The 24,922-nt window shown below is 51.2% G+C and carries 28 protein-coding genes; 7 read left to right on the top strand and 21 right to left on the bottom strand.

Features of this window, described 5'->3' with window-relative positions; genetic code table 11:
• Positions 1-100: 100 nt before the first annotated feature.
• The 9 genes from ACJ77P_RS06780 to xerD all read right to left on the bottom strand — a co-directional run bounded on the left by ACJ77P_RS06780 (position 101) and on the right by xerD (position 7,105).
• Positions 101-562, bottom strand: coding sequence for a PTS sugar transporter subunit IIA (locus ACJ77P_RS06780; protein ID WP_367361158.1), 462 nt, complete (start codon positions 560-562; stop codon positions 101-103).
• Between the two features lie 15 nt (positions 563-577).
• Positions 578-1,117 (bottom strand): ribosome hibernation-promoting factor, HPF/YfiA family, encoded by a 540-nt coding sequence (gene hpf / locus ACJ77P_RS06775; RefSeq protein ID WP_408999333.1) that lies wholly within the window; start codon positions 1,115-1,117, stop codon positions 578-580.
• 151 nt (positions 1,118-1,268) lie between these two features.
• A complete protein-coding gene (rpoN, locus tag ACJ77P_RS06770; RefSeq protein WP_408999332.1) occupies positions 1,269-2,732 on the bottom strand; it encodes an RNA polymerase factor sigma-54 in 1,464 nt (487 codons plus the stop codon).
• A gap of 30 nt (positions 2,733-2,762) precedes the next feature.
• The gene (lptB, locus tag ACJ77P_RS06765) at positions 2,763-3,485 is read right to left on the bottom strand and encodes an LPS export ABC transporter ATP-binding protein (protein ID WP_367361161.1); all 723 of its coding nucleotides are present in this window, start codon (positions 3,483-3,485) and stop codon (positions 2,763-2,765) included.
• Between the two features lie 2 nt (positions 3,486-3,487).
• Complete coding sequence (locus ACJ77P_RS06760; RefSeq protein ID WP_367361162.1) at positions 3,488-4,069, bottom strand: LptA/OstA family protein; 582 nt, start codon at positions 4,067-4,069, stop codon at positions 3,488-3,490.
• Between the two features lie 14 nt (positions 4,070-4,083).
• Positions 4,084-4,659, bottom strand: coding sequence for an LPS export ABC transporter periplasmic protein LptC (gene lptC, locus ACJ77P_RS06755; RefSeq protein ID WP_408999331.1), 576 nt, complete (start codon positions 4,657-4,659; stop codon positions 4,084-4,086).
• Positions 4,660-4,738: 79 nt separating this feature from the next.
• On the bottom strand, positions 4,739-5,269 hold the full coding sequence (locus tag ACJ77P_RS06750) for an HAD family hydrolase (protein WP_367361164.1): 531 nt from the start codon (positions 5,267-5,269) through the stop codon (positions 4,739-4,741).
• Positions 5,270-5,316: 47 nt separating this feature from the next.
• Positions 5,317-6,153 (bottom strand): 3-deoxy-8-phosphooctulonate synthase, encoded by an 837-nt coding sequence (gene kdsA, locus ACJ77P_RS06745; RefSeq protein WP_367361165.1) that lies wholly within the window; start codon positions 6,151-6,153, stop codon positions 5,317-5,319.
• 52 nt (positions 6,154-6,205) lie between these two features.
• Complete coding sequence (gene xerD, locus ACJ77P_RS06740; RefSeq protein WP_367361166.1) at positions 6,206-7,105, bottom strand: site-specific tyrosine recombinase XerD; 900 nt, start codon at positions 7,103-7,105, stop codon at positions 6,206-6,208.
• A gap of 336 nt (positions 7,106-7,441) precedes the next feature.
• Here xerD and ACJ77P_RS06735 point away from each other — a divergent pair, with 336 nt between their 5' ends.
• Genes ACJ77P_RS06735 through ACJ77P_RS06725 form a run of 3 tightly spaced genes read left to right on the top strand, consistent with a single transcriptional unit; the run spans position 7,442 to position 9,612 of the window.
• Positions 7,442-7,975 (top strand): PilZ domain-containing protein, encoded by a 534-nt coding sequence (locus ACJ77P_RS06735; RefSeq protein ID WP_367361167.1) that lies wholly within the window; start codon positions 7,442-7,444, stop codon positions 7,973-7,975.
• Between the two features lie 10 nt (positions 7,976-7,985).
• Positions 7,986-8,843, top strand: coding sequence for a flagellar motor stator protein MotA (gene motA / locus ACJ77P_RS06730; protein WP_367361168.1), 858 nt, complete (start codon positions 7,986-7,988; stop codon positions 8,841-8,843).
• A gap of 4 nt (positions 8,844-8,847) precedes the next feature.
• Positions 8,848-9,612: a flagellar motor protein MotB gene (locus ACJ77P_RS06725; protein ID WP_408999330.1), complete on the top strand. Its 765-nt coding sequence runs from the start codon at positions 8,848-8,850 to the stop codon at positions 9,610-9,612.
• 172 nt (positions 9,613-9,784) lie between these two features.
• Here ACJ77P_RS06725 and ACJ77P_RS06720 read toward each other — a convergent pair whose 3' ends face one another.
• The 11 genes from ACJ77P_RS06720 to ACJ77P_RS06670 form a co-directional block, all read right to left on the bottom strand.
• Positions 9,785-10,255, bottom strand: coding sequence for a chemotaxis protein CheX (locus ACJ77P_RS06720; RefSeq protein WP_367361170.1), 471 nt, complete (start codon positions 10,253-10,255; stop codon positions 9,785-9,787).
• Between the two features lie 77 nt (positions 10,256-10,332).
• Positions 10,333-10,713 carry a response regulator gene (locus ACJ77P_RS06715; RefSeq protein WP_367361194.1) on the bottom strand — a complete coding sequence of 127 codons (381 nt, stop codon included), beginning with the start codon at positions 10,711-10,713 and terminating at the stop codon, positions 10,333-10,335.
• A gap of 85 nt (positions 10,714-10,798) precedes the next feature.
• Positions 10,799-13,018, bottom strand: coding sequence for a chemotaxis protein CheA (locus ACJ77P_RS06710; RefSeq protein ID WP_408999329.1), 2,220 nt, complete (start codon positions 13,016-13,018; stop codon positions 10,799-10,801).
• 2 nt (positions 13,019-13,020) lie between these two features.
• Positions 13,021-14,052: a chemotaxis response regulator protein-glutamate methylesterase gene (locus ACJ77P_RS06705; RefSeq protein WP_367361172.1), complete on the bottom strand. Its 1,032-nt coding sequence runs from the start codon at positions 14,050-14,052 to the stop codon at positions 13,021-13,023.
• A gap of 2 nt (positions 14,053-14,054) precedes the next feature.
• Positions 14,055-14,570, bottom strand: coding sequence for a chemotaxis protein CheD (locus tag ACJ77P_RS06700; protein WP_408999328.1), 516 nt, complete (start codon positions 14,568-14,570; stop codon positions 14,055-14,057).
• Between the two features lie 19 nt (positions 14,571-14,589).
• A complete protein-coding gene (locus ACJ77P_RS06695) occupies positions 14,590-15,027 on the bottom strand; it encodes a chemotaxis protein CheX (protein WP_408999402.1) in 438 nt (145 codons plus the stop codon).
• Positions 15,005-15,421, bottom strand: a complete 417-nt coding sequence (locus ACJ77P_RS06690; protein WP_408999401.1) for a PleD family two-component system response regulator — start codon at positions 15,419-15,421, stop codon at positions 15,005-15,007. The genes ACJ77P_RS06695 and ACJ77P_RS06690 overlap by 23 nt, the downstream gene beginning before the upstream one ends.
• Before the next feature lie 51 nt (positions 15,422-15,472).
• Positions 15,473-16,318, bottom strand: coding sequence for an HDOD domain-containing protein (locus tag ACJ77P_RS06685; RefSeq protein WP_367361176.1), 846 nt, complete (start codon positions 16,316-16,318; stop codon positions 15,473-15,475).
• On the bottom strand, positions 16,318-16,800 hold the full coding sequence (locus tag ACJ77P_RS06680) for a chemotaxis protein CheD (protein WP_408999327.1): 483 nt from the start codon (positions 16,798-16,800) through the stop codon (positions 16,318-16,320). The genes ACJ77P_RS06685 and ACJ77P_RS06680 overlap by 1 nt, the downstream gene beginning before the upstream one ends.
• Before the next feature lie 3 nt (positions 16,801-16,803).
• Positions 16,804-17,634, bottom strand: a complete 831-nt coding sequence (locus ACJ77P_RS06675; protein WP_408999326.1) for a CheR family methyltransferase — start codon at positions 17,632-17,634, stop codon at positions 16,804-16,806.
• Between the two features lie 230 nt (positions 17,635-17,864).
• Positions 17,865-19,805: a methyl-accepting chemotaxis protein gene (locus ACJ77P_RS06670; protein ID WP_367361179.1), complete on the bottom strand. Its 1,941-nt coding sequence runs from the start codon at positions 19,803-19,805 to the stop codon at positions 17,865-17,867.
• A 568-nt stretch (positions 19,806-20,373) separates the two neighbouring features.
• On the opposite strand from ACJ77P_RS06670, the gene ACJ77P_RS06665 reads away from it, so the two are divergent.
• The 3 genes from ACJ77P_RS06665 to ACJ77P_RS06655 all read left to right on the top strand — a co-directional run bounded on the left by ACJ77P_RS06665 (position 20,374) and on the right by ACJ77P_RS06655 (position 23,081).
• Positions 20,374-21,759, top strand: coding sequence for a sigma-54-dependent transcriptional regulator (locus tag ACJ77P_RS06665; protein ID WP_408999325.1), 1,386 nt, complete (start codon positions 20,374-20,376; stop codon positions 21,757-21,759).
• A gap of 98 nt (positions 21,760-21,857) precedes the next feature.
• Positions 21,858-22,280, top strand: a complete 423-nt coding sequence (locus ACJ77P_RS06660) for a response regulator (RefSeq protein ID WP_408999324.1) — start codon at positions 21,858-21,860, stop codon at positions 22,278-22,280.
• Positions 22,281-22,571: 291 nt separating this feature from the next.
• Positions 22,572-23,081: a chemotaxis protein CheW gene (locus ACJ77P_RS06655; protein ID WP_367361182.1), complete on the top strand. Its 510-nt coding sequence runs from the start codon at positions 22,572-22,574 to the stop codon at positions 23,079-23,081.
• Positions 23,082-23,367: 286 nt separating this feature from the next.
• On the opposite strand, the gene ald is transcribed toward ACJ77P_RS06655, so the two are convergent.
• Positions 23,368-24,483 (bottom strand): alanine dehydrogenase, encoded by a 1,116-nt coding sequence (gene ald, locus ACJ77P_RS06650; protein WP_367361183.1) that lies wholly within the window; start codon positions 24,481-24,483, stop codon positions 23,368-23,370.
• Positions 24,484-24,695: 212 nt separating this feature from the next.
• Here ald and ACJ77P_RS06645 point away from each other — a divergent pair, with 212 nt between their 5' ends.
• A complete protein-coding gene (locus ACJ77P_RS06645) occupies positions 24,696-24,911 on the top strand; it encodes a hypothetical protein (RefSeq protein ID WP_367361184.1) in 216 nt (71 codons plus the stop codon).
• Positions 24,912-24,922: the final 11 nt, after the last annotated feature.

The following is a 24,922-nucleotide window of genomic DNA, read 5'->3' as shown; positions in this document are numbered from 1 at the left end:
CCGAAATTTCCTTTATTCCCAAACGGTCGGAAGCACGGTCCAACATGCCACGCAGGGATGGAGTCTCTTCACGTGTCCTGGAGATCATGAGAAGCAGGCCTCATGTCTGCCCGTCCTTTTCCGTAATAATCCGGTATATTTCATCCCCGGATGGAGCCTCCATGAGGCGTGTTCGAAAATTCTGATCCTTGAGCATTCTGGAAATTCTCGCCAGGACCTTCAGATGCTCCGTGGCGGCATGCTCCGGCGCCAGAAGAAGGAAAAACAGGTACACCGGCCTTCCGTCCAACGCGTCAAAATCAATTCCCCGAAGGCTCCGACCGAATGCGACGATCACCTCTTCAAGTCCATCCAGTCTCCCGTGAGGAATCGCAATGCCCTCTCCGATACCTGTACTTCCGAGCTTCTCGCGATCCATCAGCGTCCGGATCATGGCATCCGGCTCAAATGTCCGGTTATGTTTCAGGATCCGCTGCGATAATTCCTCCAGGACCTCCTGTTTTCCAGACGATACCAGTTCTTCGACAATATAGTCTTTTTTAAGCAGATCAACGATTTTCATTCAGCATTCAATGTATCAGCTGTTCGTTTCAATCAGGAGATAGCCGCCATCGTCACGCCGGTAGATGACATTGACATTTTCTGACGAGGCATTGCGATAGACAACAAATCGATTATTCGTCGAATCCATCTCCAGAACGGCATCATCAAGCGACATGGGTTTCAGAATGATTTTCCTTGTTTCTATAATCTTCGACTCCACAGCATCCTCTGCCTCTACGGGCAGCGCTTCCGGTTCCTCGCCTTCTTCCTTCAGGCCACCGCTTTTGTGAATCCGGATTTTCTCCTTGTGCTTTTTAAGCTGCCGTTCGATCTTCTCTACGGCATTGTCAATAGCAAGGTGCATATCTTTCGACTCTTCCTTGCCGATGATATTCAACCCGTTTGTTGTGATGTTGATTTCTGCAACGTTTCTGAATTTTTCAACGGTCAAGACCACATGAACATCAGTAGGTGCATCGATATGCTTGTTCAGTTTCTTCATCCGTTCATCAACATATTCCCTTTGCCAACCTTCATCCTCGGTATTTCTAAAGGTCACGGAAATTTTCATCATTGCTTACTCCTCCTCTTTTCTTTGTCACTGAATCCTGCCATATCTGCTCCCTGCCAACCGGCTTCTTCCGCAGGGGAATCGTTCTTCGTTATGTTCAGGCCTTTATGCCGCCTCCAGGAACGATCGTTCCGTCCGCTTCGATACCCGTGTGCTAAAAGTATCTCTTCCTCCTCGATGAGGGCAGTATGTTCATCATCTCCCGATACTTGGCAACGGTCCTTCTGGCAATCTTGATCCCTTTGCCCTCCAGGAGACTGACAATTTCATGATCGCTGTATGGATTTTTCGGATTTTCAGAGGCAATCGCCTTGCGAATCTCCTCCTTTACACTCTTGGAGGCAATGGCTTCACCGCTTTTCTTCTGGATGCTGCTGCTGAAAAAATATTTCAATTCGAAGATTCCACGGGGTGTGTACATGTATTTGTTCGTGACCACCCGGCTGATGGTGGATTCGTGCATTTCGACGTCGTAGGCGATATCCCGCAACACCAGGGGCTTGAGATAATTGATTCCCCTGTCGAAAAAATCCTTCTGGTACCGGACGATGCTTTCGGCCACCTTGTAAATGGTCCTCTGCCTCTGCTGGATGCTTTTGATCAGCCAGGTGGCTGACTGAACCCGTTCACGGATGTATTTTTTGCCGTTATCGGAGTTGGAGTCATTTTTCACATTTCCCATGATCTCCTTGTAGAAGTTGCTGATCCTCAGCCGCGGCATGCCGTCATCGTTCAACACAATCTTATATTCGTCGCCTGCCTTGAAAACATAGACATCGGGAATGATGGCCTGGATCCTCTCCTCGTTGTAAATGCTTCCCGGCCTTGGATCCATATCGCTGATCATCATGACGGCCTGCAGCACCTCGTCGATGGAAACCCGGTTTTTCTTTGCAATGTGATTATAGTTCTTGATCTCCAGATCCTTCATGTGGTTCTGAATGATCACATCGACGAGGGGATTTTCTATCCCCAGCAGCCTGACCTGGATCAGCAGGCATTCCTGAAGATTCCTGGCCGCAATGCCGGGAGGATCGTATTCCTGAATCTTCGCCAGGACCGCTTCCACTTCCGTTTCCTCAACATCTTCCAGCCGGGCGATTTCTTCCGTTGTGGCCGCCAGATATCCGTTTGTGTCGAGATTGCCGACAATCTGCTCCCCAATCCTCATTTCAAGCTCCGACAGACGGGTCAGCTTAAGCTGCCACATGAGATGATCCGTCAGAGTGGCTTTTTTCGTCAGCAGATTATCCCAGGAAGGCGCCTCACCGTCCCTGCGATCGTACGATGCCCCCACCGATCCATAATCTTCGAGGTAACTGCTCCAGTCAAAATCCTCCTTCCCGTCCCCTTCGCCCGTTATCTCTTCCGTTCTTTCTATGCCCTTGAAATCTTCTACTTCAGCAATGGTTCCCTCTTCACTGACCGTACTCAGCTCCGCTTCGTCGTAGTCTTCCGGGGGCATGTCCTCAAGGAGCGGATTCTCTTCCATTTCCTGGTTGATGACATCTATCATCTCCATTCTTGAAAGCTGGAGCAGCTTGATGGCCTGCTGCAGCTGCGGGGTCATGATCAGCTGCTGGCTCAATTTCAGATTTTGTTTCAGTTCGAATGCCATGTCCCTTACCGGCTCGCCTTTAATCAAAAATTAAAGTGTGAAGTCTTCCCCAAAGTAGATTTTCCGCGCGATTTCGCTGGATGCAATTTCGGCCGGCTTGCCCTCGACGAGGACTTTGCCGGCATTGACAATATAGGCTCGATCGCAGACTGAAAGCGTTTCCCTGACGTTGTGGTCCGATATCACCACACCGATCCCCTTCGATTTCAGCTTGGCAATGATTTTCTGAATATCCGCAACGGCCAGGGGATCAATGCCGGCAAAAGGCTCATCGAGAAGGATATATTGCGGAGAGGTCACCAGTGCCCGCGTGATCTCCACACGCCTTCTCTCTCCTCCGGAAAGTGAATACGCCCTGTTTTTGGCCAGATGAGTTAAATCCAGCTCACCCAGCAATTCCTGCAAGCGGTTCTCTTGTTCGTTCTCCTTCAGTTTCAGAGTTTCAAGGATCGCCAGGATATTCTCCTCGACGGTCAGCTTCCGAAAGACGGAAGGCTCCTGAGGCAGGTAATTCAAACCTTTTCTTGCCCGAAGATACATCGGCTCCCCGGTGACATCTTCACCATTGAGGCAGATGGACCCGCCGTCGGGATGGATGAGACCGACAATCATGTAAAAGGTAGTTGTTTTCCCCGCACCGTTGGGCCCCAGCAGCCCGACAACTTCACCGGGTTGAATCCTCAGATCGATTTCGTCGACGACTCTCCGCCCACTGTAAATCTTCACCAAACGGTTTGCTGAAAGTTCATTCATCCCTAGGGCTGCTGCTTGCTCCCCTCATCCTTTTCAGCGGGATAGACGGTCGCCGAAACTCTCTTGCTCGGGAAACTTTCGACCATTCCTCTGTTCTCTTTGAGAAAGACGACAATCCGATCCCCCCGGATCACATTTTTCTTTTCACGCATCACGGGGCTTCCCGTGACGACAATTTTCTGGTCGTCCTGGAAAAAAACGGCGTCTTCACCTGTTACAACCCGGTCTCCCTGAGTTACCACAACGCGCCCCTTGGCCTCAATTCGATCAAGATCGCCCGTTCGGCCGATCTCTCCTGCCGCACCCTTCCTGGCGCCATTCTCCTTTTTCTTGTAGTAAAGCAAAATCTTGTCCGATTTGATCACGTTGTTCCCCTGAACAGCGACCGCATTTCCGGAAAAGACGACCAAACGCTGTTCATTGTAGGCATCCAGACGATCCGACTCAATTCGAATGGGTTCCCTGCTCATTTCCAGCTTTTTCGTGTCGGCCTTTTCTGCGCCCACCGCCGGCATATTTCCGGCGGCAAAGGTCATGAGACAGGCGATCATCAGGATCGGGCGCCATAACCACCGCTTTTTCAAGGTTGCAAACTCCTTCATCTCTGGATACAGGCCTTTACGCCGGACAGAAGAGTCAGGTGCTCGTCCGCAAGCGAAATCGACATCCCTGTCGCATCAATCTGCATCCTGCTGTTTTTCAGGTTGACGGGTGAACCTGTATGGCATCGTTTCTCTTTTCCGGAATATGTGACCTCGTCCGTTTTAAAGGAATCTCCGTTGCTGGATTGGAGATGGACATCGCCTGTCAGTTTCATATCCTTTGAATCCTGCTTCAGGGTCCCTTCCTTCCCGGTAAGGACAAAGTTCCGCCCGTCCGGCATTGTCAACGTGATTTTCGGATTCTTCAGGAGAGCGAGATTGTCCTTTTTCCGATACTGGGCACTCTCGGCGTGGACTTCCCAGATAACACCCTCGTCCGTTGCCTCCGTGTAATGCACATTCATGACCTGCAAATCGACTTGGTCATCCATGAGCTTCTCTGGAGTTTTTCGGGGCTCTTCCTTGTTCAGGGTATATAGGATTCCACCCAGAACAAAAAAAACGGCCAGACAGCCAGCGGACACGATCAGTCTCTTTTTTTTCAGCAATACGGTCAGCGCTTTCAACCTCATCCCGATGATCCTGCTGTCTGTATATCACCCGTTTCAGGACATGTAAAGGTTAAACATGAATCAGGTTCTACCGATAAAATCATACCAGTTCGTACCGACGGACGACCTCTTCCCATTTGCCCTGGACCTTGAGAATCAGTTCGCACACCTCCCGAACGGCCCCCCGCCCCCCGGGCTTATCCGTAATATAGTCTGCCGCTTTTCGTGCTTCCTCCACCGCGTCATGAACAGCCACGGAAAACCCGCTCCTCTTCAGAAGAGGAACATCCACAAAATCATCACCGATGTAGGCAATTTCCTCGGCATTTAAGCCTCTTTCCCGAAGAAGCTGCTGGAAGAATTCCTTCTTGTTCAATACTCCCTGAAACACTTCACGAATTCCAAGGTCCCTGGCACGATGATCCACAACGCAAGAGGAGCGGCCAGTCAAAAGAATGACATCTATCCCGTAACGCATGATCATTTTAAGTCCATGGCCGTCCTTGACATCGAAATGCTTGCTTTCCTGCCCGGCGTCATCGATGATGATCCGGCCGTCGGTTAAAACGCCATCCACGTCCGAGATCAGCATACGGATCTTCCGGATCTTCTTTGTTATTTCTTCATCCATGATCTTACGTTTATCCCCTTTCGATTGTCTTTCGACTCCTCCTCATTTCACGGTCTCTGGGACTTCAGGGCCATGACGCTGCCATCTATGGCCTTCACCGTTCTCAACAGATCCGGAAGGGTATCCAGGTAGAGGGAATTCGGGCCATCGCACAAGGCCTTTGACGGGTCCGGGTGGACTTCCAGAAAAAGTCCGTCAATACCCACGGCTGCAGCGGCACGCGCCAGGTAGGGAACCATCTCCCGTTGTCCTCCTGAAGCGGTTCCCTGCCCCCCGGGAAGCTGCACGCTATGGGTCGCATCAAAGACGACGGGGAAGCCTTCTCTGCGAAGGATGGGCAACGAGCGAAAATCCACGACCAGATTGTTGTATCCGAAACACGTCCCCCGTTCGGTGATGAGAATGTTGTCGTTGCCGCGGGACAGCACCTTCTCGAGAATGTTCCGGACATCCCAGGGGGCCAGGAACTGGCCCTTTTTGATGTTCACGACCCGGGCCCGCTCGGCGACTTCCACGATAAGATCCGTCTGGCGGCACAGGAAAGCCGGAATTTGGATCACATCCAATATTTCCGCGGCCTTCTCGATTTCCTCGTGACGATGGACATCGGAGAGCACGGGGATGTTCAGGTCTTGTTTGATGTTTTTCAGAATTTCGATGCCCTGTTCAAAACCGGGGCCGCGATAGGCCGCTGATGACGTCCGGTTCGCCTTGTCAAAAGACGCCTTGAAAATAAAGGGAATGTCCATCTCACGGGCGAGATTTTTCAGGTAAAGGGCGATGGCCCTCGTCAGTTCCTCATGCTCAATGACACAGGGCCCGGCAATGAGCACCAGCGGCTGCCCATCCCCGACGGCAAGATTACCGACGGCTACAGTCCTCATCTTCTCTCCCCTTGGATCCACGATAGGGTCGCCTGAAGCAGCTCCATGCCGGCTAACCCCGCGGATGATATTTTTTGTGAATGTCCTTCAAATGCTCCCGCGTGACATGCGTGTAAATCTGCGTTGTCGATATATCCGCATGCCCCAGCATCATTTGAACCGATCGCAGATCCGCGCCCCCCTCAAGGAGATGGGAAGCGAAGGAATGCCGGAAGGTGTGGGGGTGGACTTTTTTCTGAAGCCCGGCCTGAACGGCATACTTTCGGACCAGTTTCCAGAACCCCTGGCGGGTCATCCCCTGCCCGGACTTGTTCAAAAAAAGAATGTTCGTCTGCGTTCCCCGGATATACTTCGGCCTGACATCGTTAAAGTAATTCCTCACCTTTTCATAAGCCGCCCGGCCGATTGGCACGATGCGCTCCTTGCTTCCCTTTCCCTGGACGACGAGATACCCCACCTGCCAATTGATGCTGTTGGTCGTCAATGACAGCAGTTCAGAAACCCGGAGGCCCGTGGCATAGATCAATTCCAGCATGGCGGTGTCCCGAACGGCGCTGTCCGTTCGGACTCCCGGCTGTGACAGCAATTGATCCATTTCCTCGTGACTCAGGGTATCTGGAAGGCGCATCCATACTTTGGCCAGTTCAATCTCCGCGACCGGATTCTGCTCGATTTTCTTCTCTCTCAGCAGAAATTTATAGAAACCCCGCAGCGCCGCGAGGCTTCTGTTCATGGAGTTGGCCGACAGGCCCCTCCGCTTTAATTCAGACAGGTAATAGATGACATCATCTGGACTGATTTCGTGAATTTCCTTGATGCCTCGTTCCTGGATCAGGCCGGTGTAACGGTTCAAGTCCCGGCTGTACGCTTCGAGCGTATTGTGCGAGGCGCCTTTTTCAACGACGAGAAAATTCAGATATTCATCTATAAGCTCAAAGTTCATGCCGGGCATAGAGCATTATCCTAAAATAATTTTTGTAAGTTGAGAGGCTTTATTAAGCTATTCCTGCAAAAAGGTCAATATGATAGTGGTTTTTTCCTCTCCGCCGTCGTCGGATCCATTGGATATTTCACGGGGTTCTTTGAGGCATGCCTGTCCCCGACGACCGAAGTCCGTCTGACCTTCTGCTCCGGGGACGTCCGATCCCGCTGACAGATGTCGCCGTCATTTATGTGGACGGGGCAGCTCATCATCACCTATCCCGCTCATCATAGCCGCATGGCACCGGAATTGCACATTTTAGATGTTCCTTGATCAAGGGAACGATATCCTGCCAGGTTGCTGCCCATGGAAAAGAACAACAATGAATTGAACAAGAGGCAATTCTCGCGTGTTGACGCCTATATTCCCATTGCGTATCGTCTTGTTCCCCTGGAAGAACAGGACTATGTTCAAGCTGAAATTTTTGACCCGATCATCGTAGAAAGCTGCAGTCTGCCGGAAACTGAGGATCAGTCGCTTCAGGCCTGCTTGAACATCCTGAATGCCAAGCTGGATTCGGTCATTCATCTTCTTACCTTGCGCAATGAGGGGTTTTCTTCTCTCCCGTCACGGTTGATCAACATCAGCGGCGCCGGCATCCGCCTTACAACTTCGGAAAGATTCGCTCAAGGGGACATGCTTGAAATAAAGACCTTTCTTTCGCCGCAGAAGCACCGGGCGCTTCGTCTTTACGGCAGAATCATCGCCCTTGATGAGCGGCCTGAGGGATACCAGATGTCCCTTTCATTCGTCAAGATGGACGACATGGTAAGAGATGAAATTGTAAAATTCGTTTTCGAACGGGAAAGGGAAATCCTTCGGGAAAAGCGGGGGAGATGACGTATTTTCGATGATCGCAGGTATAGGCATTGCCGTTGTGTTAATAGCTGTTATTGGTGGCTATCTCCTCGAGCACGGCAATCTTGCCGTTTTGATCCAGCCGGCTGAAATGCTGATCATCTTCGGCGCGGCAACAGGAGCTCTTCTGATCAGCTCCCCCTCAAAGGTCGTCAAAGCAGTTTTCAAGTCAGTGGCTCATATCTTCAAGGGCAGAACATTCGACAAGAAGGATTATACCGAGGCCTTGTTGCTGCTCAACGGCATCTTCTATAAAATCCGTCAGCAGGGTCTTGTGTCGATTGAATCCGATGTGGACAACCCCGGTGAAAGCAGCCTTTTTTCCCAATATCCATCGATACTGAAAAACAAACACGCTGTCGACCTGATCGCCGATACCCTCCGGACCGTCATGACGACCACCATTGCCCCTCATGAACTGGATGCGCTGATCGATCATGAACTGGACATACACTATGAGGAGATGATGCAGCCCGCTAAGAGTGTCAATTTTGTTGCGGATGCACTTCCCGGACTCGGCATCGTCGCGGCGGTTCTCGGTGTTGTTTTAACAATGGGCAAGATCAGCGAACCACCGGAAGTTCTGGGGAAATGCATTGGTGCCGCCCTGGTCGGTACGTTCCTTGGCGTGCTCATGTGCTACGGCTTTGTGGGCCCCATGGGCAAGAACATGGAGCACAGCGCCGGCGAAAACATCCTCTATTTAACGGTCTTAAAGGTAGCATTGCTGGCCTTCATCGGCGGTTCCGCCCCCAAAGTGGCCGTTGAATTCGGACGTCGCGTCATTCCCGCCGGAGACCGTCCAACCTTTGCAGAAATCGAAGAAGCCCTGCGGCAGCATAAGGGATGATCCCATGATGGACGAACAACAGGTTATCATCATCCGGAAGAGAAAGAAACGCCACAACGAGGGGCATCACGGCGGATCCTGGAAGGTCGCCTATGCCGATTTTGTCACGGCGATGATGGCCTTTTTTCTCCTGCTGTGGCTACTCTCCATGGTGTCCCCTGAAAAAAGGATCGCCGTTGCGGAGTATTTCAAATCCTTCTCCGTCATGAAGGAAACCGGTTCTTCCTTTATGACCGGGGCTTCGCAGATTCTGGACAAGGCGGGCGGGGGAGCCAATTCCGTTCAGGACTACAAAAACATCAAGGACAGAATATCGCCGAAGGATCTGCAGCAGCGTTTGAAAAGCGCCATCGACATCAATCTGCAGTCCATCCGGGACCAGGTCATTATCAACATCGTCGATGGCGGATTAAAAATTCAGATCGTCGACAAAGAAGGCAGTTTGATGTTCCCCCTCGGCAGTTCAGAGCCTACGGCCAAGGCGAAGGAAATCCTGAAAATCGTTTCAGACAACATCAAGGAGGGCTCCAACAGGATTATCATCGAAGGCCACACCGACGCGGCCCCCTTCCAGAGTGCGCAGACAACAAACTGGGAGCTCTCAACATCGAGAGCCTCCGCTGCCCGAAGGGAGCTGGAAAAAAACTCCATTGATCCGGGCCGGATTGCCAAAGTGGTCGGTTACGCCGATCAGGAGCCATACATTCCCCTGAATCCCATGGACCCACGGAACCGGCGGATCAGCATCATTGTCATTCAGCCGAAATAAAGAATGCCGCAGAATGAAGAAGGTTGCGGCTCAACGGTGGGCGGCCGGCCTATGCCGGCGCGAAGAAAACCCCGTGCAGGGCATTGAAGGGGCGTTCAGCACATTTCCGGGAAAGTCAGCCGCGCTGCGCGCGGCTATCCACAAAGGACCTTCTTCGATAAGGACGAAGGCTCTACGACGGAGCGTTGTCAAGACAAAAATCCACGACGAAGGGCCCCTCTTCAATTTCAAAAGGAATGATGATGCTCGGCCCCCCCAGGACATGGACGATGGAGTGGCTCTTGCCGGCCACGACCGTTGGAATGGCCGCCGTAATATTCAACCCGTCCGCCTCCAGTTTCTTCCTGGCAACTCCGGAGATCATATTGGTAATCTCTCCGACGGCATCCTTGACGTCATTGTCTATCCCCGACATGGATTCCCCAAGCATGTTGGAGACTATCTTGACAATGCAGCCTTCGCTGAAGCTCAAACCCAGTGATCCTTTAAGATCACCGGTCAACCCGATGATGCCGGAAATATCTCCTTTTGCCACATTGTCCTTCTTCAGATAAGGCTTTCCCGGCTTCGGTTCCACAAATGCCATCGTCTTCAAGACATTCTCCGTCGCATCTAAAAAGGCATTGATAAATCGAACGTCCATTAAGGTATCCCCTTTTTTTCTTCAAGATGTACAGCGCAACGACCGTATCGACTCTATAAGCTCAGGGTCATCTCTCCCTAGAGAGTCTCCAGTATTTTTTCGATCTTCGTGTTGAGAACCTCGGCGGTAAAGGGCTTCACGATGTAATTGCTCACCCCGGCCTTGACGGCGGCGATCACATTGTCCTGAAGCGCTTCGGCTGTAACCATCAGGAAAGGCGTTTTGCTGAGTTCGCTGTCCGCCCGGACCGCCTTCAACAGCTCCAGGCCGCTCATGTTGGGCATGTTCCAGTCTGAGATAATGAAATCGACCTCGTTGTTTTTGAGAGTTCTCAGGGCAATGGCTCCGTCTTCCGCCTCGATGATGTTTTCATACCCTACGGATTTCAAAAGATTTCTGATGACTTTTCTCATCGTCGTAAAATCGTCAACGATTAATATCTTGATGTTTTTGTCCATCATGTCCTCCGGTCTTGACGTTATTTATATTTCCGCGACGGCGAAAAAATTGTTATCGCGGAACACCTCCTTCTTATTCGACTTCTCAGCGTTCACTGAGCTCGAACAATCCTTCCGGATCGATGATCAACCCGATCTGGCCGTCCCCCATAATGGCCCCTCCGGAAATTCCATCGATATCCTTCAATCCGTCCCCGAGACTTTTAATGACGACTTCCGCCTTGCCGATAATCTGATCCACCAGAAGGCATTTTGAACTCGTGGCTCCTTCGACCACGATCAGGATGGCATCCCAGGGATTGACCTTCTCCGGCTCTATGTTGAAGAGATCGTATACTCGGACCAGCGGCATGAGCTGCCCCATCACATTGACCGTTTCCCCCTGCCCCATGATGTGATTATAGGCTTCCCGGGTCGGTCTGAGGGCCTGGCGGATCGCTGTCGTAGGCAGGATGAATCGTTCCTTGCCGACCTTGACGATCATTCCGTCGATGATGGCCATGGTCAGGGGAAATCGCGCAATGAAGGTTGTGCCTTTTCCCGGCGTGCTTTCGATTTCAATTTTGCCCCGCAGCTTTTCAACGGCCTGTCTTACAACATCCATGCCGACACCACGGCCGGACACATCCGTAACTTTCTCCGCCGTTGAGAACCCGGGCAGGAAGATCAGCCGGTATATTTCCTGGTCTGTAAGGCCCTCAACATTATTGACCACGTGATTCGCCAGGGCCTTTTTCAAGAGTTTATCCCTGTTCAAACCCCGTCCATCATCGGATATTTCAACGACAAAGTTCCCGCCCCGATGATAGGCCTTCAGCTGAATCAGCCCCTTTTCGGGCTTTCCGCATTGAAGCCTCTCTTCGGATGTCTCCAGACCGTGATCGACGGAGTTACGGATCATGTGAACCAGGGGATTATAAATTTCATCGACCATGTTCCGGTCCAGTTCCGTATCTTCACCTTCCATCTCGACCACGACATTTTTCCCGACATTCTTTGAGACATCCCGGGCCAGGCGCGCCATCCGCTGAAACGTCTGTTTAATCGGAATCATCCGGAGGCTTGTGGATACTTTCTGAAGGCCGGAAGCAATACGGAAGAGTTGGGCGATATTCCGGGTGAGGTTTTTATTGCCGTTTTCCTGATTGCTGATGTCCTGCTGGACCATCGTCTGCGTAATGACAAGCTCTCCGACCATATCAATGAGATCATCGAGTTTTCGGGTGTCAACCCTGATGGTGGACAACTCGGAGGCCTGCTCCGCCTGCTTTCTCAATGCCTGCGATACCTGCTTGGGCGTGACGGTTCCCTTTTGAATCAGGGCTTCCCCGATCTTCTTGTCGGGGTTGCTGGCTTTGATCTTCAGCCCCTCCTCAAGGGCCTCTTCGGAAATGGCCCCCTCCTCAATGAGAATTTCACCCAGTTTCTGAACCGAGCGCTCCGGTTCAATCCCTTTGTCGACATTCCGGATCCGCGTTTCGAGATCGGACAAATCGACATCCAGGGGGTTGTCGTTCCTGCCCTCCAGGGCCTCTTTCAAGCTGGAAATCATGCCTTTGAGGGCATCGGCTCCGGCAAGGACGACATCGATCAGTTGAGGCGTCACGCTGAGTTCCCCGTTTCTTGCCTTGTCCAGGAGGCTCTCCAGGTTATGCGACAGCCCCCGGATTTTTTCGAGATTCAAAAAACTTGCCACCCCCTTGATGGAATGAAAGGGGCGGAATATTGCGTTGATGTAGTCCTTGTCTTCCGGATTGTTTTCCAGATTCAAGATGTTGACTTCAATTTCTTCTATGTACTCCGTTCCTTCCGAGATGAAATCACGGAGCAGGGACTCATCCTGAATCAAAAACTGCTGTCCCGATGCCTCGGCGTCAGGTTTCTTCTCCTCCTGAGGTGGAACTGCCGACGGAGTTTCTGCGCCCGGTGCAGCGGCCTGTGCTTCAATCGCCCTCCCGGTGACAGCACCTGCCTGGTTGAGATAACTTTCGTATTCTTTTGTATAGCCTCCTGTTTTTTTGTATTCGTCCGCTATCTCCTGCAAAAGGGCTATTCCCCGTTCAAAGGTTGAAATCGCCTTCCCCTTGTCTGCGAGCGAATCCAGGATAACGCATTCAAGAATGACATTCATGCCCTTGGCCACATCCAGGACAGGCACAATCCCCAACTCCGCCGCCTCCCCGGTCAGACCCTCCAGGCTGTTGAGAAATTTTCCCGCTGTTGGAATATTCATATCCTGAGAATCAAGGAATAGAAAATCCGACGCGATAAGATCAATCGACTTCAGCAGTGTTTCAATATTCATGTCTACACCATCCTCACGATTTCATCAGCAATCTGATCAAGATGAACGATTTTATCAACCGCTCCCAGTTTTACGGCTTCTTTGGGCATTCCATAAACAACGCATGATTTTTCATTTTGAGCTATCGTACTGGCGCCCATCTGCTTCATTTCCAGCAGCCCTTCAGCTCCATCCGCACCCATTCCTGTCAAAATAACGCCGATGGCATTCGCACCGGCATATTTCGCGGTGGATTTGAATAAAATGTCAACCGCTGGTCTTTGATGGTGAACCATTGGCCCGGTTTTCACTTCAACGTAATATCTTGCGCCGCTTCGCCGCAAAATCATGTGATAGTTACCCGGCGCGATGAGCGCAGTCCCCGGAGTCACCGAATCATTGTTCCTGGCCTCCCTGACGGTAACATGGCACAGGCCGTTCAACCGTTCGGCAAAAGCGGAAGTGAAATTCGCCGGCATATGCTGTACGACGAGAATTCCCGGCGAATTCGGGGGCATCTTTGAAAGGACACTTTTTAAAGCTTCCGTTCCCCCGGTCGAGGCGCCAATGGCAATCACCTTATTCGAAGTCTCTGCAAGGGCTTTGATGGATTCCTTGGAGCCCGGCCTATATTTTTCCCTCGTCTCACGTTTCTCGACCCTTATTTTCGATGCCGCCCGGATCTTTTCAACCAACTGCCCGCTCATGTCACCCACGGTATAGGAGCTTCCCGGTTTGGCGATGGCGTCGACAGCGCCGATTTCCATGGCCTCCAGGGTCAACTTGCCCCCCTTGGGCGTTAGAGAACTCACGATGATGGTGGGGATCGGGAAATGCTTCATCAGCTTTTTCAGAAAGGTCAAACCATCCATCCTTGGCATCTCGATGTCCAGGGTAATGACATCCGGCTTCAGGGAAACGATTTTATCTCTGGCAACAAAGGGATCAGGCGCTGTCCCCACAATTTCGATGTCAGGATATTTTGAAAGTTCTTCCGAAAAAATTTTTCTGACGATTGCCGAGTCGTCGACAATCATAACCTTGATTTTATTCATACCTACCTGCCTTGACGATCATAGGGATACCAGTCACTGCTTCGAAGTGTACCGACCTTGTAAATCAGGGCTTCATTTTGAGCGGTATTGTAAACGATCTTACGGCCCAATCGACCTCCGACATCCTCGGATATCACTTTGATCCCGTGATGCCTCAGCACACGCCTCGCTATCTCTATGTTTCTGTGAGCAATCTCTTCCGCATCGAGCTGCTCTGCCTGGGCGCCTCCAAAAATCTGCGATCGCAGGTTCTTTTCACTGGCCCCTTCTTCAAGGAACATCCTGATCATATAGGGGATGGCCACATTGCCATAAAGGGCCGTCCCTTGTTCTGAACCTTCGACGAAGGGATACAGGAAATTTGACATCCCCCCCTGCCGGCTTTCAGTGTCCCAGAGGGCTACAGCAACCGAGGAGCCGACAACCGTCGATATCAGGTAGGGCTCAGGGCTTAAAAAAATGTAACCCGGATAGAGGAAGTATTCACATGAAGGCTTTATTTCTTTTCCATCCGTCATTAAAACCGCTTTCCCCCGGTCAAGAGCGCTGCATCTGCAGCAGAACGCCCAGTGTTTCTCCGTCTGAATCAAAGACCGCCTGCCACAGATCGGCCTGGGGCTCCGAACAGGCAGGCATCAGATCGCCCTGATTATTTTTTTGACAGGTCGGAATGGAAAGGCTGAACACATTGCTGCTGTCATAGTTGCGCAGCAGATTCCCGCAGACCATGTTGGTCGCTTCCCGGGCGCAGTCCTCTCTCATGGAATCCGATACCTCCTCATCGGAGATGCTCAGCATGTTCTGCACCATGCATGAGACCAATCCATCCGTCAGGAACATCTTCATGGATCCCTCAACCGGGCCTTTGAATGTGATTTCCGTTGACATGTCATAGGCGATGTCCTTTCTCTCCACGGGTTCCAGAAAAATAAAGAACATCTTTTCGTACACTTCAAAAGTCGAGGTCGTTATCATCTCCCTCAATTTCCCCATAGCCTCCATCATCGCAGACCCCTAACACTTCATTGAGAATTTTTTTTAAATCTTCAGGTAAAAACGGCTTTTTTATGAATCCCCTGGCTCCATGCTGAAATGCCTCTTCCATCCGAGTGCTGCTGCCCTCCGTTGTGATCATGATCACCGGAATATCGCCGAAGAGATCATCCTTCTTAAGATGGCTCAACATTTCGAGTCCGCTCATTACCGGCATGTTGATGTCCGAAATGATGACATCCACCCAATTGTCCTCAAGCAGAGTCATCGCTTCTTTTCCATTGCCGGCTTCGAGACATTTGTCCATTTTGAATCCGGACATTGAAATAATCTTTTTTATGACCCCCCGCATGGCGTTGGAATCATCTACAATCATCACATTAAAGGACATAACCACCTCTTGAAAAGACTCGCTTCATATTGATCCCTAAACAATTTCCAGCATGCTTCTGGCATCATCAAGAGCATCCAGCAGATCCATCATGTACACTTGGAGATCCTTGTCCCTGAGGTCGAATTTCCTGAGAACTTTGCTGACCCCCCGGTACGCCAGTCCGTCGACTCCATTGCCGATCCCCAGCATCATGCACAGTTGATCCGCCAGATAGACAATCCACTGCATTTCACCCGAAGTTTTATCCAGAAGATCCGGGTGATGGTGAAAGGAGATGGCATCACAGATCTCTGTGGGGAAATTCCATTGCCCGGTAATTTTTCCGCCGAGCTCGGCATGGTTCATGCCGATAATAACCTCTTCGGCTTCAAGAAAAGAGCACTGTCTTTTATCGACCAGCAGATTGATTTTTTCGATGGATTCATAAATATACTCGCCCATGATGATTTTGCCGACGTCATGGAGAAGGGCGGCGGTATAGAGAACGGAATTCTCAACACCGTAGATTTTTTTCGAAAGAATCTGGGACATCAAGGCCACGGCGACGGAATGCTCCCACAGATCCGATGCCGAGGACACGTATCCTTTGACCTTAGTTTTATAATATTTCGATATTCCGGCCGTCTGCACTGCACGAATCAGATTTTCCTTCCCCAGATAGCTCACGGCATCCCGGATCGTCTTGATGGAGCGCCCACTGCTGAACTGAGCGGAATTGCTTATTTTGAGGATATTAACTGTCAACGACTGATCGAAGCTGATGATTTTCGTAACCTCGGCCAGCGAATAGTCCTCTCTGGACAGCAAACCCATCACCTTTACTACTGTGGCAGGAAACGCGGGAAGATCATTGACTGATTTTATTATCTTGTTGATCATTATAATTCCCTTAACAATCCACCTGATCTTTTTACAAAAACCTTGCCCGTGCTGATCTCAAGACGTACGGTCCGATTGTAATTGTTGCCCGTGTCTTCCCCGTTGATCATGACGTTGTTCTTCCAGAACATTTTTCGGACGGCCATGATGTTCTTCTGGCCGATGCGGAAATAATTCGTATCGTCCAGAATACTGGCCCCCCCGATAACTTTGACGATCATCGATTTCTTCTGCGCACCCAGGTTGTAGCAGGCCTTGAACAGAAGCGGGATACCCGTGTCGGCAAACATGCCTGGTGTCGCCTTCGCCTTATTCATGTCCAAAGTGGAATCCGGAAGCATGTAGTGTAGAAGCCCACCCACCTTGACCCTGGGATCGTAAATCGCCACGGCGATGCAGGAACCCAGCGCGTAAGTGACAAGAACATCATCCGCCTTGTTGCTCACTTTCAAATCCGATATACCAATGACTACGTCACTCATGGCTTATTTCCGATACACACTTGGTTCGATATATTTAAAGGCATGCTCCAGACCGGTCAGACTTTCAGAATGCCCTATAAAAAGATAACCGCCGTTATCCAAACAGTTGTAGAATTTATTCACCACTGATGCCTGTGTCGGCTTATCAAAATAGATCATGACATTCCTGCAGAAGATGATGTCAAATTCCTGATTCGAGGGAGGGGTTTCCATGAGATTAAATCTCGAAAAATCGATCATATCACTGATTTCCTTCTTTATTCTGACGTATCCGTCCCATTTTCCCTGGCCCTTCTGAAAATATTTCCGCAAGAGAGAAGAAGAAATATTTTTTGTTTTTTCAATGGGATAAACACCATCCGCCGCGATTTTAAGGACCCGGGTTGATATGTCCGTCGCCATGATTTTCACGTTTGCAGGAAATCCGTTTAAGGTTTCCTTGATCGTAATTCCCAAGGAGTATGGTTCCTCCCCCGTTGAACATCCGGCACACCAGATCCTTATGGCCGGCATTTTCCGCATTTGTCTCGACGCATTATCCAAAATGGAGCGTGCAACGGTCTGCAATCGCTGAAAATGAGATTCCTCCCGGAAAAAATAGGTCAGGTTCGTTGAGATGGAATCGATCATTGTGATCAGCTCATCCGTACCACCCCTGGTTGTTACGTGTTTGTAGTAGTCGGAAAAAGATCGAAAGTTCCCTTCACGCAAGCGCTTCCCCAGTCTGGCCTTCACCAGTTCCTTCTTACCATCGTGAAGATTGATGCCGCACTGTGAATAAACAAGCTGGCTTATTCTTTCAAAATCTCGATCGCTCAAATCAGATGAATTCATATTAAGTTCTTAGTTTCATTCGCAAAGGGATCGTGAAAGAAGCGTTAAGGCCTTTCGCCCTCGCCACCACCGCATCCGGTGCATTTTATCGGTAAGCCCTCGATGCGGTGCGGGAAAGGGGGCCCCTCCGCCGTTTCGCGGAGGGGCTGCCTCGATTATTTCCACCTGATGAAGGATCGACCGTCCATGATTCGCGACGAACCGTTTCGTGATCCTCTCTACCTGAACCTCTAAAAATCTTTAAAAGTATCGTCCTCCAACGGGAGGATTTGTTCCGGTGTCATCTCTTTTCTCTTCGATGATCCTTTCCCCAGATTCGGCATACCTTTGGGAAGCGAAGAGATCGTCTTCATAATGCCCCTGCGAAGATTCTGCGCGGATACAGCCACGGCCTGATTTGCACTGGAGGCACCGAGCTTATTGCTTCCCCCGATAATATCAGCCAGTTCATTGGAGATGGATTTCATCTGCTGTGCCTGGGCGCTCAGTTCTTCGGAGGCAGAGGCGGATTCTTCGGCATTGGCCGCGGTCTGTTGTGTCACTTTGTCCATTTCCGTCACTGCCTTGTTGATCTGATCAATGCCCTGGGCCTGCTCGTTGGATGCAGCCGAAATTTCACCAACCAGGCTTCCGACCTTGTCCGTGCTGTCCGCAACGTGCGAGAAGGCTTCATTCGTCTTGACGACGAGATCGGATCCTTCCTTCACCTTCTTGACGGTGTCTTCGATGAGCCCCGCCGTATTGCGTGCGGCATCGGCGGCCCTCATGGCGAGGTTCCGCACTTCTTCCGCCACGACGGCAAACCCGGCTCCCGCTTCGCCTGCCCTGGCAGCCTCCACGGCGGCGTTCAAAGCCAGGAGATTTGTCTGGAAAGCGACCTCGTCAATCGTCTTGATGATCTTTGAGGTTTCCTCACTGGCCTTTGAAATCTGCTGCATGGAATTCGTCAGGAGGGTCATGGAGGCGTTGGCTTCCTGAACAACCGCGTTGGCCTGCTTCATCAGGCTGTCCGCCTGCCCGGCATTTCCGGCATTCTGTTTCGTCATGGAAGACATCTCTTCAAGTGACGAAGACGTTTCTTCGATGGCGGACGCCTGCTCCGATGCCCCTTCCGCCAGGGACTGGCTGGCAGAGGATACCTGCATCGACGCCGAAGCAATCTGATCGGCTGAATCGTTCAGGCTGGTTACCGCCGCCTGAATGGGACGGCTGATACTGCGCGCAAAAAGAAGAACGAGGACGGCGATGATGCCCAGAAAGGCCAGGGTGATCACAACGATGAAATTGCGGATGGATCTTGCTGCAGCCGTCATTTCATCCTTGTCCTGGGTCAGTCCGGCGCTCCAGTTGGTAAGTTCTACCGGTGCATAGCCGGCAATCTTTTCGACGCCATTCAAGCTATATTTGTCGGAACCGGACTTCTGGCTCAGCATTTTCTGTATGAATTCCGTCATACCCTCCTGCTTGCCCAGGTTCATTTCCAGGATATACTCGGCTTTCGGATGGGCAATCACCACGCCATCTTTGTTGATTAAATAGGCGTAACCCGTTTCGCCGATCTTGATGGCATTGAGCTTTTCGCTGATGAAATCGATATTGGCGATGCAGGCAGCAACCCCCAGGAATTCGCCGGAACCGGCATAGATTGGTGCGCCGAAGGGGGCGACGGCTTTTCCCGTCACCTTGGATTTGGAAACTTCACCGATGGCGCTTTTCCCTGTGCTTTTGGCCGCCTTCCAGTAATCCCTCTCTACGAGATTAAGCCCCGCAAGCTTTCCCCCTGAACTGTCCGCGATAACCTTGCCGCCGGCATCCGTAATCACGATAAACTCATAATCAGTGCCAGATTTTTTAAACAGTGTCTCCAGCGCCTTGTTGGCCCGGCTGATTTCTTCGGCGGAAGCTTCGACTCCATTTTTCGCCACACCGGCAACCGCCTCCAATACCGTGTTATTGGAGGCTATATGCGTTACGACCTTGACTTCTTCCTGGAGAACCAGTTGCACCATGTTGCTGATGCTCTTGGCGATCTGCTCTGAGCCTTCCATGGATGTTTTCACCAGAGCGTTTGACGACCTCAACGTGGTGACGATACCGATTACTAGAAGCGGGATCAACACCATCAACAACCCACCTACGATCAGTTTGAATTCCAGTGTCCGTTTTTTCATGTAATCTCCTCTCCTTATACTTTATTAGTGTCTGTCTCTTTTAATATGTCTTGCGAAAGGCACCACGGCTGCGCCTTCACCACCCTGAAACATTCTTTCCATTCTGTCCTGATATGAGAATCATTTTGGGTGTGATGCAGAGCAATGGTCATGCCATACTATCTAATACACCTTTTTTATTGGTTTTGTGGACTCTCCAGGCGATTTCTGCACCGGCAGGGGACTCCGAGCGGAAGCGCGGCAGAAGGTGGCCAATGTATGAAATTTTCTTATTTTGGTATGCTGATACGACATCAACAAAGAATTGCGGAGGGGCCTGACGCATCGTTCCAAAGATGATTCGTGACAATACGTCATTGTTTTGACAAAGAAGCTATTTATAGTTGTAATTTAAAAACTTTTATCCTATAGAATTCTCGTGAATTCATGAAACTGCTTTTTTCCTTGCGGCATGAGGTCTGGCTGCGGATGTGGTGCGGACCGTTTTCATCTTGTTGATTTATTTTACATATTTTTCCTGATCGACAGCCGGATCGTCTCACGACGGCTACTAACCAGAGTGGAAAACATGAAAAAACAAAAGATACTGATTGCTGAGGATGATGATCTCAACAGAAATAATTTGACGGAATTGCTCACCATGGAGGGCTACGAGGTCAAGGCTGTCGAAAATGGAAAAGAAGCCATGGCGGCCTTCGTGGAAGACAAATATGATCTCGTCATCACCGATCTCAAGATGCCCGAGGGGGATGGTTTAGAGCTCTTGAAATTCGTCAAGGACATGAATCCCGACAACATCGTGATCATGATGACCGGCTTCGGCACGGTGGACTCGGCCGTGGAGGCGATGAAGTACGGCGCCTTTGATTATATAACCAAGCCGATGAAGGATGACCTGGTGAAGCTGACGGTCAGCAGGGCGCTGTCCTTTGCCAGCCTCCAGGAAGAGAACGTCACCTTGCGCGACAATCTGCGTGAAAAATATGATTTCGGCAAGATGCTCGGCTACAGCGAATGCATAAAAACCATTTTCGACACGATCGAAAAGGTGGCCAAATCCGACAGCACCGTGATCATATACGGCGAAAGCGGCACCGGCAAAGAACTCGTGGCCCGGGCCATCCACTTCAACAGCGACAGAAAAAATTTCCCCTTGATTCCCGTTAATTGTGGCGCCATCCCTGAAGAACTTCTTGAGAGCGAACTTTTTGGCCATGAAAAGGGGGCCTTCACCGGGGCGATACGCAACCGATTGGGCCGATTTGAACTGGCCCAGGGAGGAACTATTTTTCTTGACGAAATCGGCGATATGAGTCCATCGCTTCAGGTCAAACTGCTGCGGGTGATCCAGGAAAAGCAGTTTGAACGGATTGGAGGCGTCAAAACGATCAACGCGGACGTCCGGATTATTGCCGCGACAAACCAGGATCTGGAATTGGCCGTTGCGGAAAAGCGTTTTCGTGAAGACCTCTATTACAGGATCAATGTCATCCCCATTCACCTGCCGGCTCTGCGTGAGAGAGGCCCCGACATCGCCATCCTGGCCAATCACTTTCTGCAGAAATTTGCGCAGACCAAAAAGAAGGATGTGAGCTCCATTTCTCCCGAGGCGATTGCCTGCCTGCTCCATTACCCCTGGCCGGGAAATGTCCGGGAGCTGGAAAATCTCATCGAGATGCTGGTCGTCCTGAAGGACGGCAATGAAATTGTTCTTGAGGATCTTCCTCTGAAGATCCGGCAGTTTAAAAAGGAAGCCCAGTCCATCGGCTCCATTCAGATCCCTGAGGACGGGATTGATTTCAACGAACTTGTCAATCAGTTTGAAAAGGATATCCTGCTCAATGCCCTGGAAAAAAGCAGCGGGGTCAAGAACAGAGCGGCTAAACTTCTGAACCTTAATCGGACGACCCTTGTCGAAAAGCTCAAGCGGCTCAACATTTCTTCGGAAACCTAGATGACAGGCTGCTCGTGAATCTGCGAAACGCGGCGTGATTCTCAGCCGAAGCACCCGGAGTTCGGATCTCCTGCGCCCCTTTCGGAAAGGCAGAACTGGTGAAAAGGCAGATTTTAGTTGTTGACGATGAAGAAGCCATAAGATCCCTGTTCAAGAGCCTCTTTCCCGAGGACGTTTACGATGTCCATGCCGTGGAGGATGGTCGGGAGGCTCTGCACCTGTTGAGCAATGCCGATATAAACGTCATTTTCCTGGACCTCAAGCTCTTCGGAATGGACGGGATCACCCTGTGCCGTCAAATTCGTCAGACCAATCCCATTGCCATGATCCATGCAATGACCGGGTGGTCGGTTCTTTACGATCTGGAAGAATGCCGGTCCGCCGGGTTCGACGATTATTTCGTCAAGCCGCTGGACATTGACCTGGTTGTATCGACCGTTGAGGAATCCTTTAAGAGGCTTGACCGCTGGCGTCATAAATCCATGTCGCCCCCTGCGGAGCGGCCTCACGGCGCCTCATAACCTCATAACACTGCCAAAGCTTCTGCTTTGAAGGCCTCATCCCTCCTCGACAGGCCTGCACGCGCACCTTCCGCGCCACACCCCGCCCCTCCGACCTCCGAAAGAATTCATAGGGGACAGTGCGCTCAAATGGCACGGTTTATGTAAATGGAAGAAATCCATAAACTAGGAGCCAACATGCACTCCCTTGTCTTGATCGGCGCTGAAAGACATGCTCAGTGCTGCATGATAATGAAGGGGCTCGGAATTCTGACAAAAATTCAATACAGAAACATCAGGAGGGATTTGACCATGACCACTGCGCTTGAAGAAACCATGACCCAGGCTGTCACTTTGATGGCCGACAGAGAAGGCAAGTACCTGACTTTTTCTCTGGCCGGAGAGGAATACGGAATCAGCATTCTGAAAGTCAAGGAAATTATCGGCATGATGCCCATCACAACGGTTCCCCAGACACCGTCCTATGTCAAAGGCGTCATCAATCTCCGCGGCAAGGTCATCCCCGTTGTCGATTTACGATGCAAATTCGGCATGGAATCCATGGAATATACGGAACGTACCTGCATCATCGTCGTTGAAATCGCCGGCAGCGGCAAAATGATCCCGATGGGAATCGTTGTCGATTCCGTTTCGGAAGTCCTGAACATCAAATCCGGCGATATCGAAGAAACGCCCAGTTTCGGAAGCCGGCTGGACACGGATTATATCCTGGGAATGGCCAAGGTCGGCGGCGGCGTCAAAATATTGCTGGACATCGATCGTGTCATGAGCGCTGATGAAGTGGCCGCCCTGGTGCAGTAAACCAGATAACCCTGTGGCATAAAAAAGGCGCTGCGATTCATGGAAGCACAATCCATTTTCCTGCCGCAGACAGCCTGCAGGAACGGAAAAACATTCGCCACAGCGCTGAACCATGATTGAACGCCCCGGGTTTCCTGTTCTTCTGATGTTCTCTGCGCCCTTTTCCTGAAAAAGACGTTTCCTCGAAATCATCAGGAATGCGGATACTGCCCGAAGCTTCGCAGTACCCGCATTCCTTCACTTCCGTCGTTTCCCGGGTCAACCCTGCGAGCCCGTTTCAGAAGGATCACCCCATCATCTTCGAGAGAGGCACATAGTCCAGAGAGTGCGTTTCACCCACAGCGCGGCTGGTCAGACGGCCCTCGAGGGTGTTGACGCCCCGGGCAAGGGACGCCTCCCCGCACAAAGCCTGTTTCAGTCCGGCTTTTGCAATGCGAAGCGCGTAGGGAAGGGTCGCATTGTTGAGTGCATAGGTTGATGTTCTCGGCACAGCCCCAGGCATGTTGGTGACACAATAATGGATGACCCCGTGGATTTGATAGACGGGATCGCTGTGCTTTGTCGGCTTCGACGTTTCGACGCAGCCCCCCTGATCGATGGCCACATCCGCAATGACGCTTCCAGGTTTCATGGAGGCCACCATCTCCCGGCTGACAATGACGGGCGCTTTGGCGCCGGGGATGAGAACGCTGCCGATTACCCCATCGGCGTGCCTTACGGAATCCTCGATATTCTGGTGATTGGAACCGAGCGTCGTGAGATGGCCGTGCAGGACCTCCTCCAGGTAGCGGAGTCGATCCAGGTTCGTGTCAATGATGGTGACATGGGCCCCCATTCCCAGAGCCATCCTGGCCGCATTGCTCCCGACAATCCCGCCGCCGAGAACCACCACATCCGCCTGACGGACTCCCGGTACGCCGCCGAGCAGCTTCCCCCGCCCCCCGTTTTCCTTTTCAAGATAGTGGGCAACGACCTGGACCGACATGCGACCGGCCACTTCCGACATGGGCATCAAAAGCGGCAGCGCCCCATTGTCGAGCTGAACCGTCTCGTAGGCAATGGAGGTTGTTCCTGCGTTCAGAAGGGCCAGGGTCAGTTCGTATTCGGCGGCCAGATGAAGATACGTGAAAAGAATCATGTCCTTACGCAGGTAAGCATATTCGGAAGGCTGCGGTTCCTTGACCTTCATGATCATTCCCGCCCTTTCCCACACGGCGGATGCGTCCCGCAAGAGGGTGGCCCCAGATAAACGGTATTCCGAATCCGGAAAGCCGCTGCCTTCACCGGCGCCGCACTGCACGAGAACTTCCATGCCCTCCCGGACGAGCATCCCAACACTGCCCGGCGTCAAGGCTACGCGGTATTCATTGTCCTTGATTTCCTTTGGAACGCCTACGTTCATAGATCCCTCCCTAAAAATCATCCTTTGCCTGCCGAGGCTCGCGGAAGAAAACGTTCACGCTGAAGAATGCACGCCGGTTTTCATCCAAAACTGCCACAGCTTTGCAGAACTGTCAAAAGATAACGTATTGACATTCCCGGCTTCATCGAGTATCAGCATCACTGTAGCATCACGTAAGCATTCATTATTTTTTATATTCCCAGGAATTCATCATGAAACTGAGCAAAACGGACAAGCTGGAATTTGTCGACAGGACCCTTACCGTCAACGGCAAACCTTTTGTCATCCAATTCCCCGATGAGCCCCTGTTCGGCATCGCGGACGGCAAGCTCATCACCATCCTCTTCAAGGGGTGCGGATACACGCAGTATTCATGGGATCCTGAAGAAATCGAGGGATACTTCCCGGATTCCGAACCTTCCTCGTAGATTCAAATCGT

It is taken from the genome of Syntrophus buswellii (genome assembly GCF_046097065.1).
Lineage (GTDB): Bacteria > Desulfobacterota > Syntrophia > Syntrophales > Syntrophaceae > Syntrophus > Syntrophus buswellii.
This window is presented reverse-complemented; position numbering and strand designations above follow the sequence as displayed.

Coding starts and splice junctions, on each gene's coding strand:
- motA (WP_367361168.1), top strand. CDS start 7,986: ATGATCGCAGGTATAGGCATTGCCGTTGTGTTAATAGCTGTTATTGGT.
- ACJ77P_RS06735 (WP_367361167.1), top strand. CDS start 7,442: ATGGAAAAGAACAACAATGAATTGAACAAGAGGCAATTCTCGCGTGTT.
- ACJ77P_RS06680 (WP_408999327.1), bottom strand. CDS start 16,800: ATGAGTGACGTAGTCATTGGTATATCGGATTTGAAAGTGAGCAACAAG.
- ACJ77P_RS06705 (WP_367361172.1), bottom strand. CDS start 14,052: ATGAATAAAATCAAGGTTATGATTGTCGACGACTCGGCAATCGTCAGA.
- hpf (WP_408999333.1), bottom strand. CDS start 1,117: ATGATGAAAATTTCCGTGACCTTTAGAAATACCGAGGATGAAGGTTGG.
- ACJ77P_RS06690 (WP_408999401.1), bottom strand. CDS start 15,421: ATGATTGTAGATGATTCCAACGCCATGCGGGGGGTCATAAAAAAGATT.
- ald (WP_367361183.1), bottom strand. CDS start 24,483: ATGAACGTAGGCGTTCCAAAGGAAATCAAGGACAATGAATACCGCGTA.
- ACJ77P_RS06715 (WP_367361194.1), bottom strand. CDS start 10,713: ATGGACAAAAACATCAAGATATTAATCGTTGACGATTTTACGACGATG.
- lptB (WP_367361161.1), bottom strand. CDS start 3,485: ATGAATGAACTTTCAGCAAACCGTTTGGTGAAGATTTACAGTGGGCGG.
- ACJ77P_RS06725 (WP_408999330.1), top strand. CDS start 8,848: ATGATGGACGAACAACAGGTTATCATCATCCGGAAGAGAAAGAAACGC.
- kdsA (WP_367361165.1), bottom strand. CDS start 6,153: ATGAGGACTGTAGCCGTCGGTAATCTTGCCGTCGGGGATGGGCAGCCG.
- ACJ77P_RS06710 (WP_408999329.1), bottom strand. CDS start 13,018: ATGAATATTGAAACACTGCTGAAGTCGATTGATCTTATCGCGTCGGAT.
- ACJ77P_RS06750 (WP_367361164.1), bottom strand. CDS start 5,269: ATGGATGAAGAAATAACAAAGAAGATCCGGAAGATCCGTATGCTGATC.
- ACJ77P_RS06675 (WP_408999326.1), bottom strand. CDS start 17,634: ATGAATTCATCTGATTTGAGCGATCGAGATTTTGAAAGAATAAGCCAG.
- ACJ77P_RS06695 (WP_408999402.1), bottom strand. CDS start 15,027: ATGATAACGACCTCGACTTTTGAAGTGTACGAAAAGATGTTCTTTATT.
- ACJ77P_RS06700 (WP_408999328.1), bottom strand. CDS start 14,570: ATGACGGATGGAAAAGAAATAAAGCCTTCATGTGAATACTTCCTCTAT.
- ACJ77P_RS06645 (WP_367361184.1), top strand. CDS start 24,696: ATGAAACTGAGCAAAACGGACAAGCTGGAATTTGTCGACAGGACCCTT.
- ACJ77P_RS06655 (WP_367361182.1), top strand. CDS start 22,572: ATGACCACTGCGCTTGAAGAAACCATGACCCAGGCTGTCACTTTGATG.
- rpoN (WP_408999332.1), bottom strand. CDS start 2,732: ATGGCATTCGAACTGAAACAAAATCTGAAATTGAGCCAGCAGCTGATC.
- lptC (WP_408999331.1), bottom strand. CDS start 4,659: ATGAGGTTGAAAGCGCTGACCGTATTGCTGAAAAAAAAGAGACTGATC.
- ACJ77P_RS06670 (WP_367361179.1), bottom strand. CDS start 19,805: ATGAAAAAACGGACACTGGAATTCAAACTGATCGTAGGTGGGTTGTTG.
- xerD (WP_367361166.1), bottom strand. CDS start 7,105: ATGCCCGGCATGAACTTTGAGCTTATAGATGAATATCTGAATTTTCTC.
- ACJ77P_RS06780 (WP_367361158.1), bottom strand. CDS start 562: ATGAAAATCGTTGATCTGCTTAAAAAAGACTATATTGTCGAAGAACTG.
- ACJ77P_RS06685 (WP_367361176.1), bottom strand. CDS start 16,318: ATGATCAACAAGATAATAAAATCAGTCAATGATCTTCCCGCGTTTCCT.
- ACJ77P_RS06720 (WP_367361170.1), bottom strand. CDS start 10,255: ATGGACGTTCGATTTATCAATGCCTTTTTAGATGCGACGGAGAATGTC.
- ACJ77P_RS06665 (WP_408999325.1), top strand. CDS start 20,374: ATGAAAAAACAAAAGATACTGATTGCTGAGGATGATGATCTCAACAGA.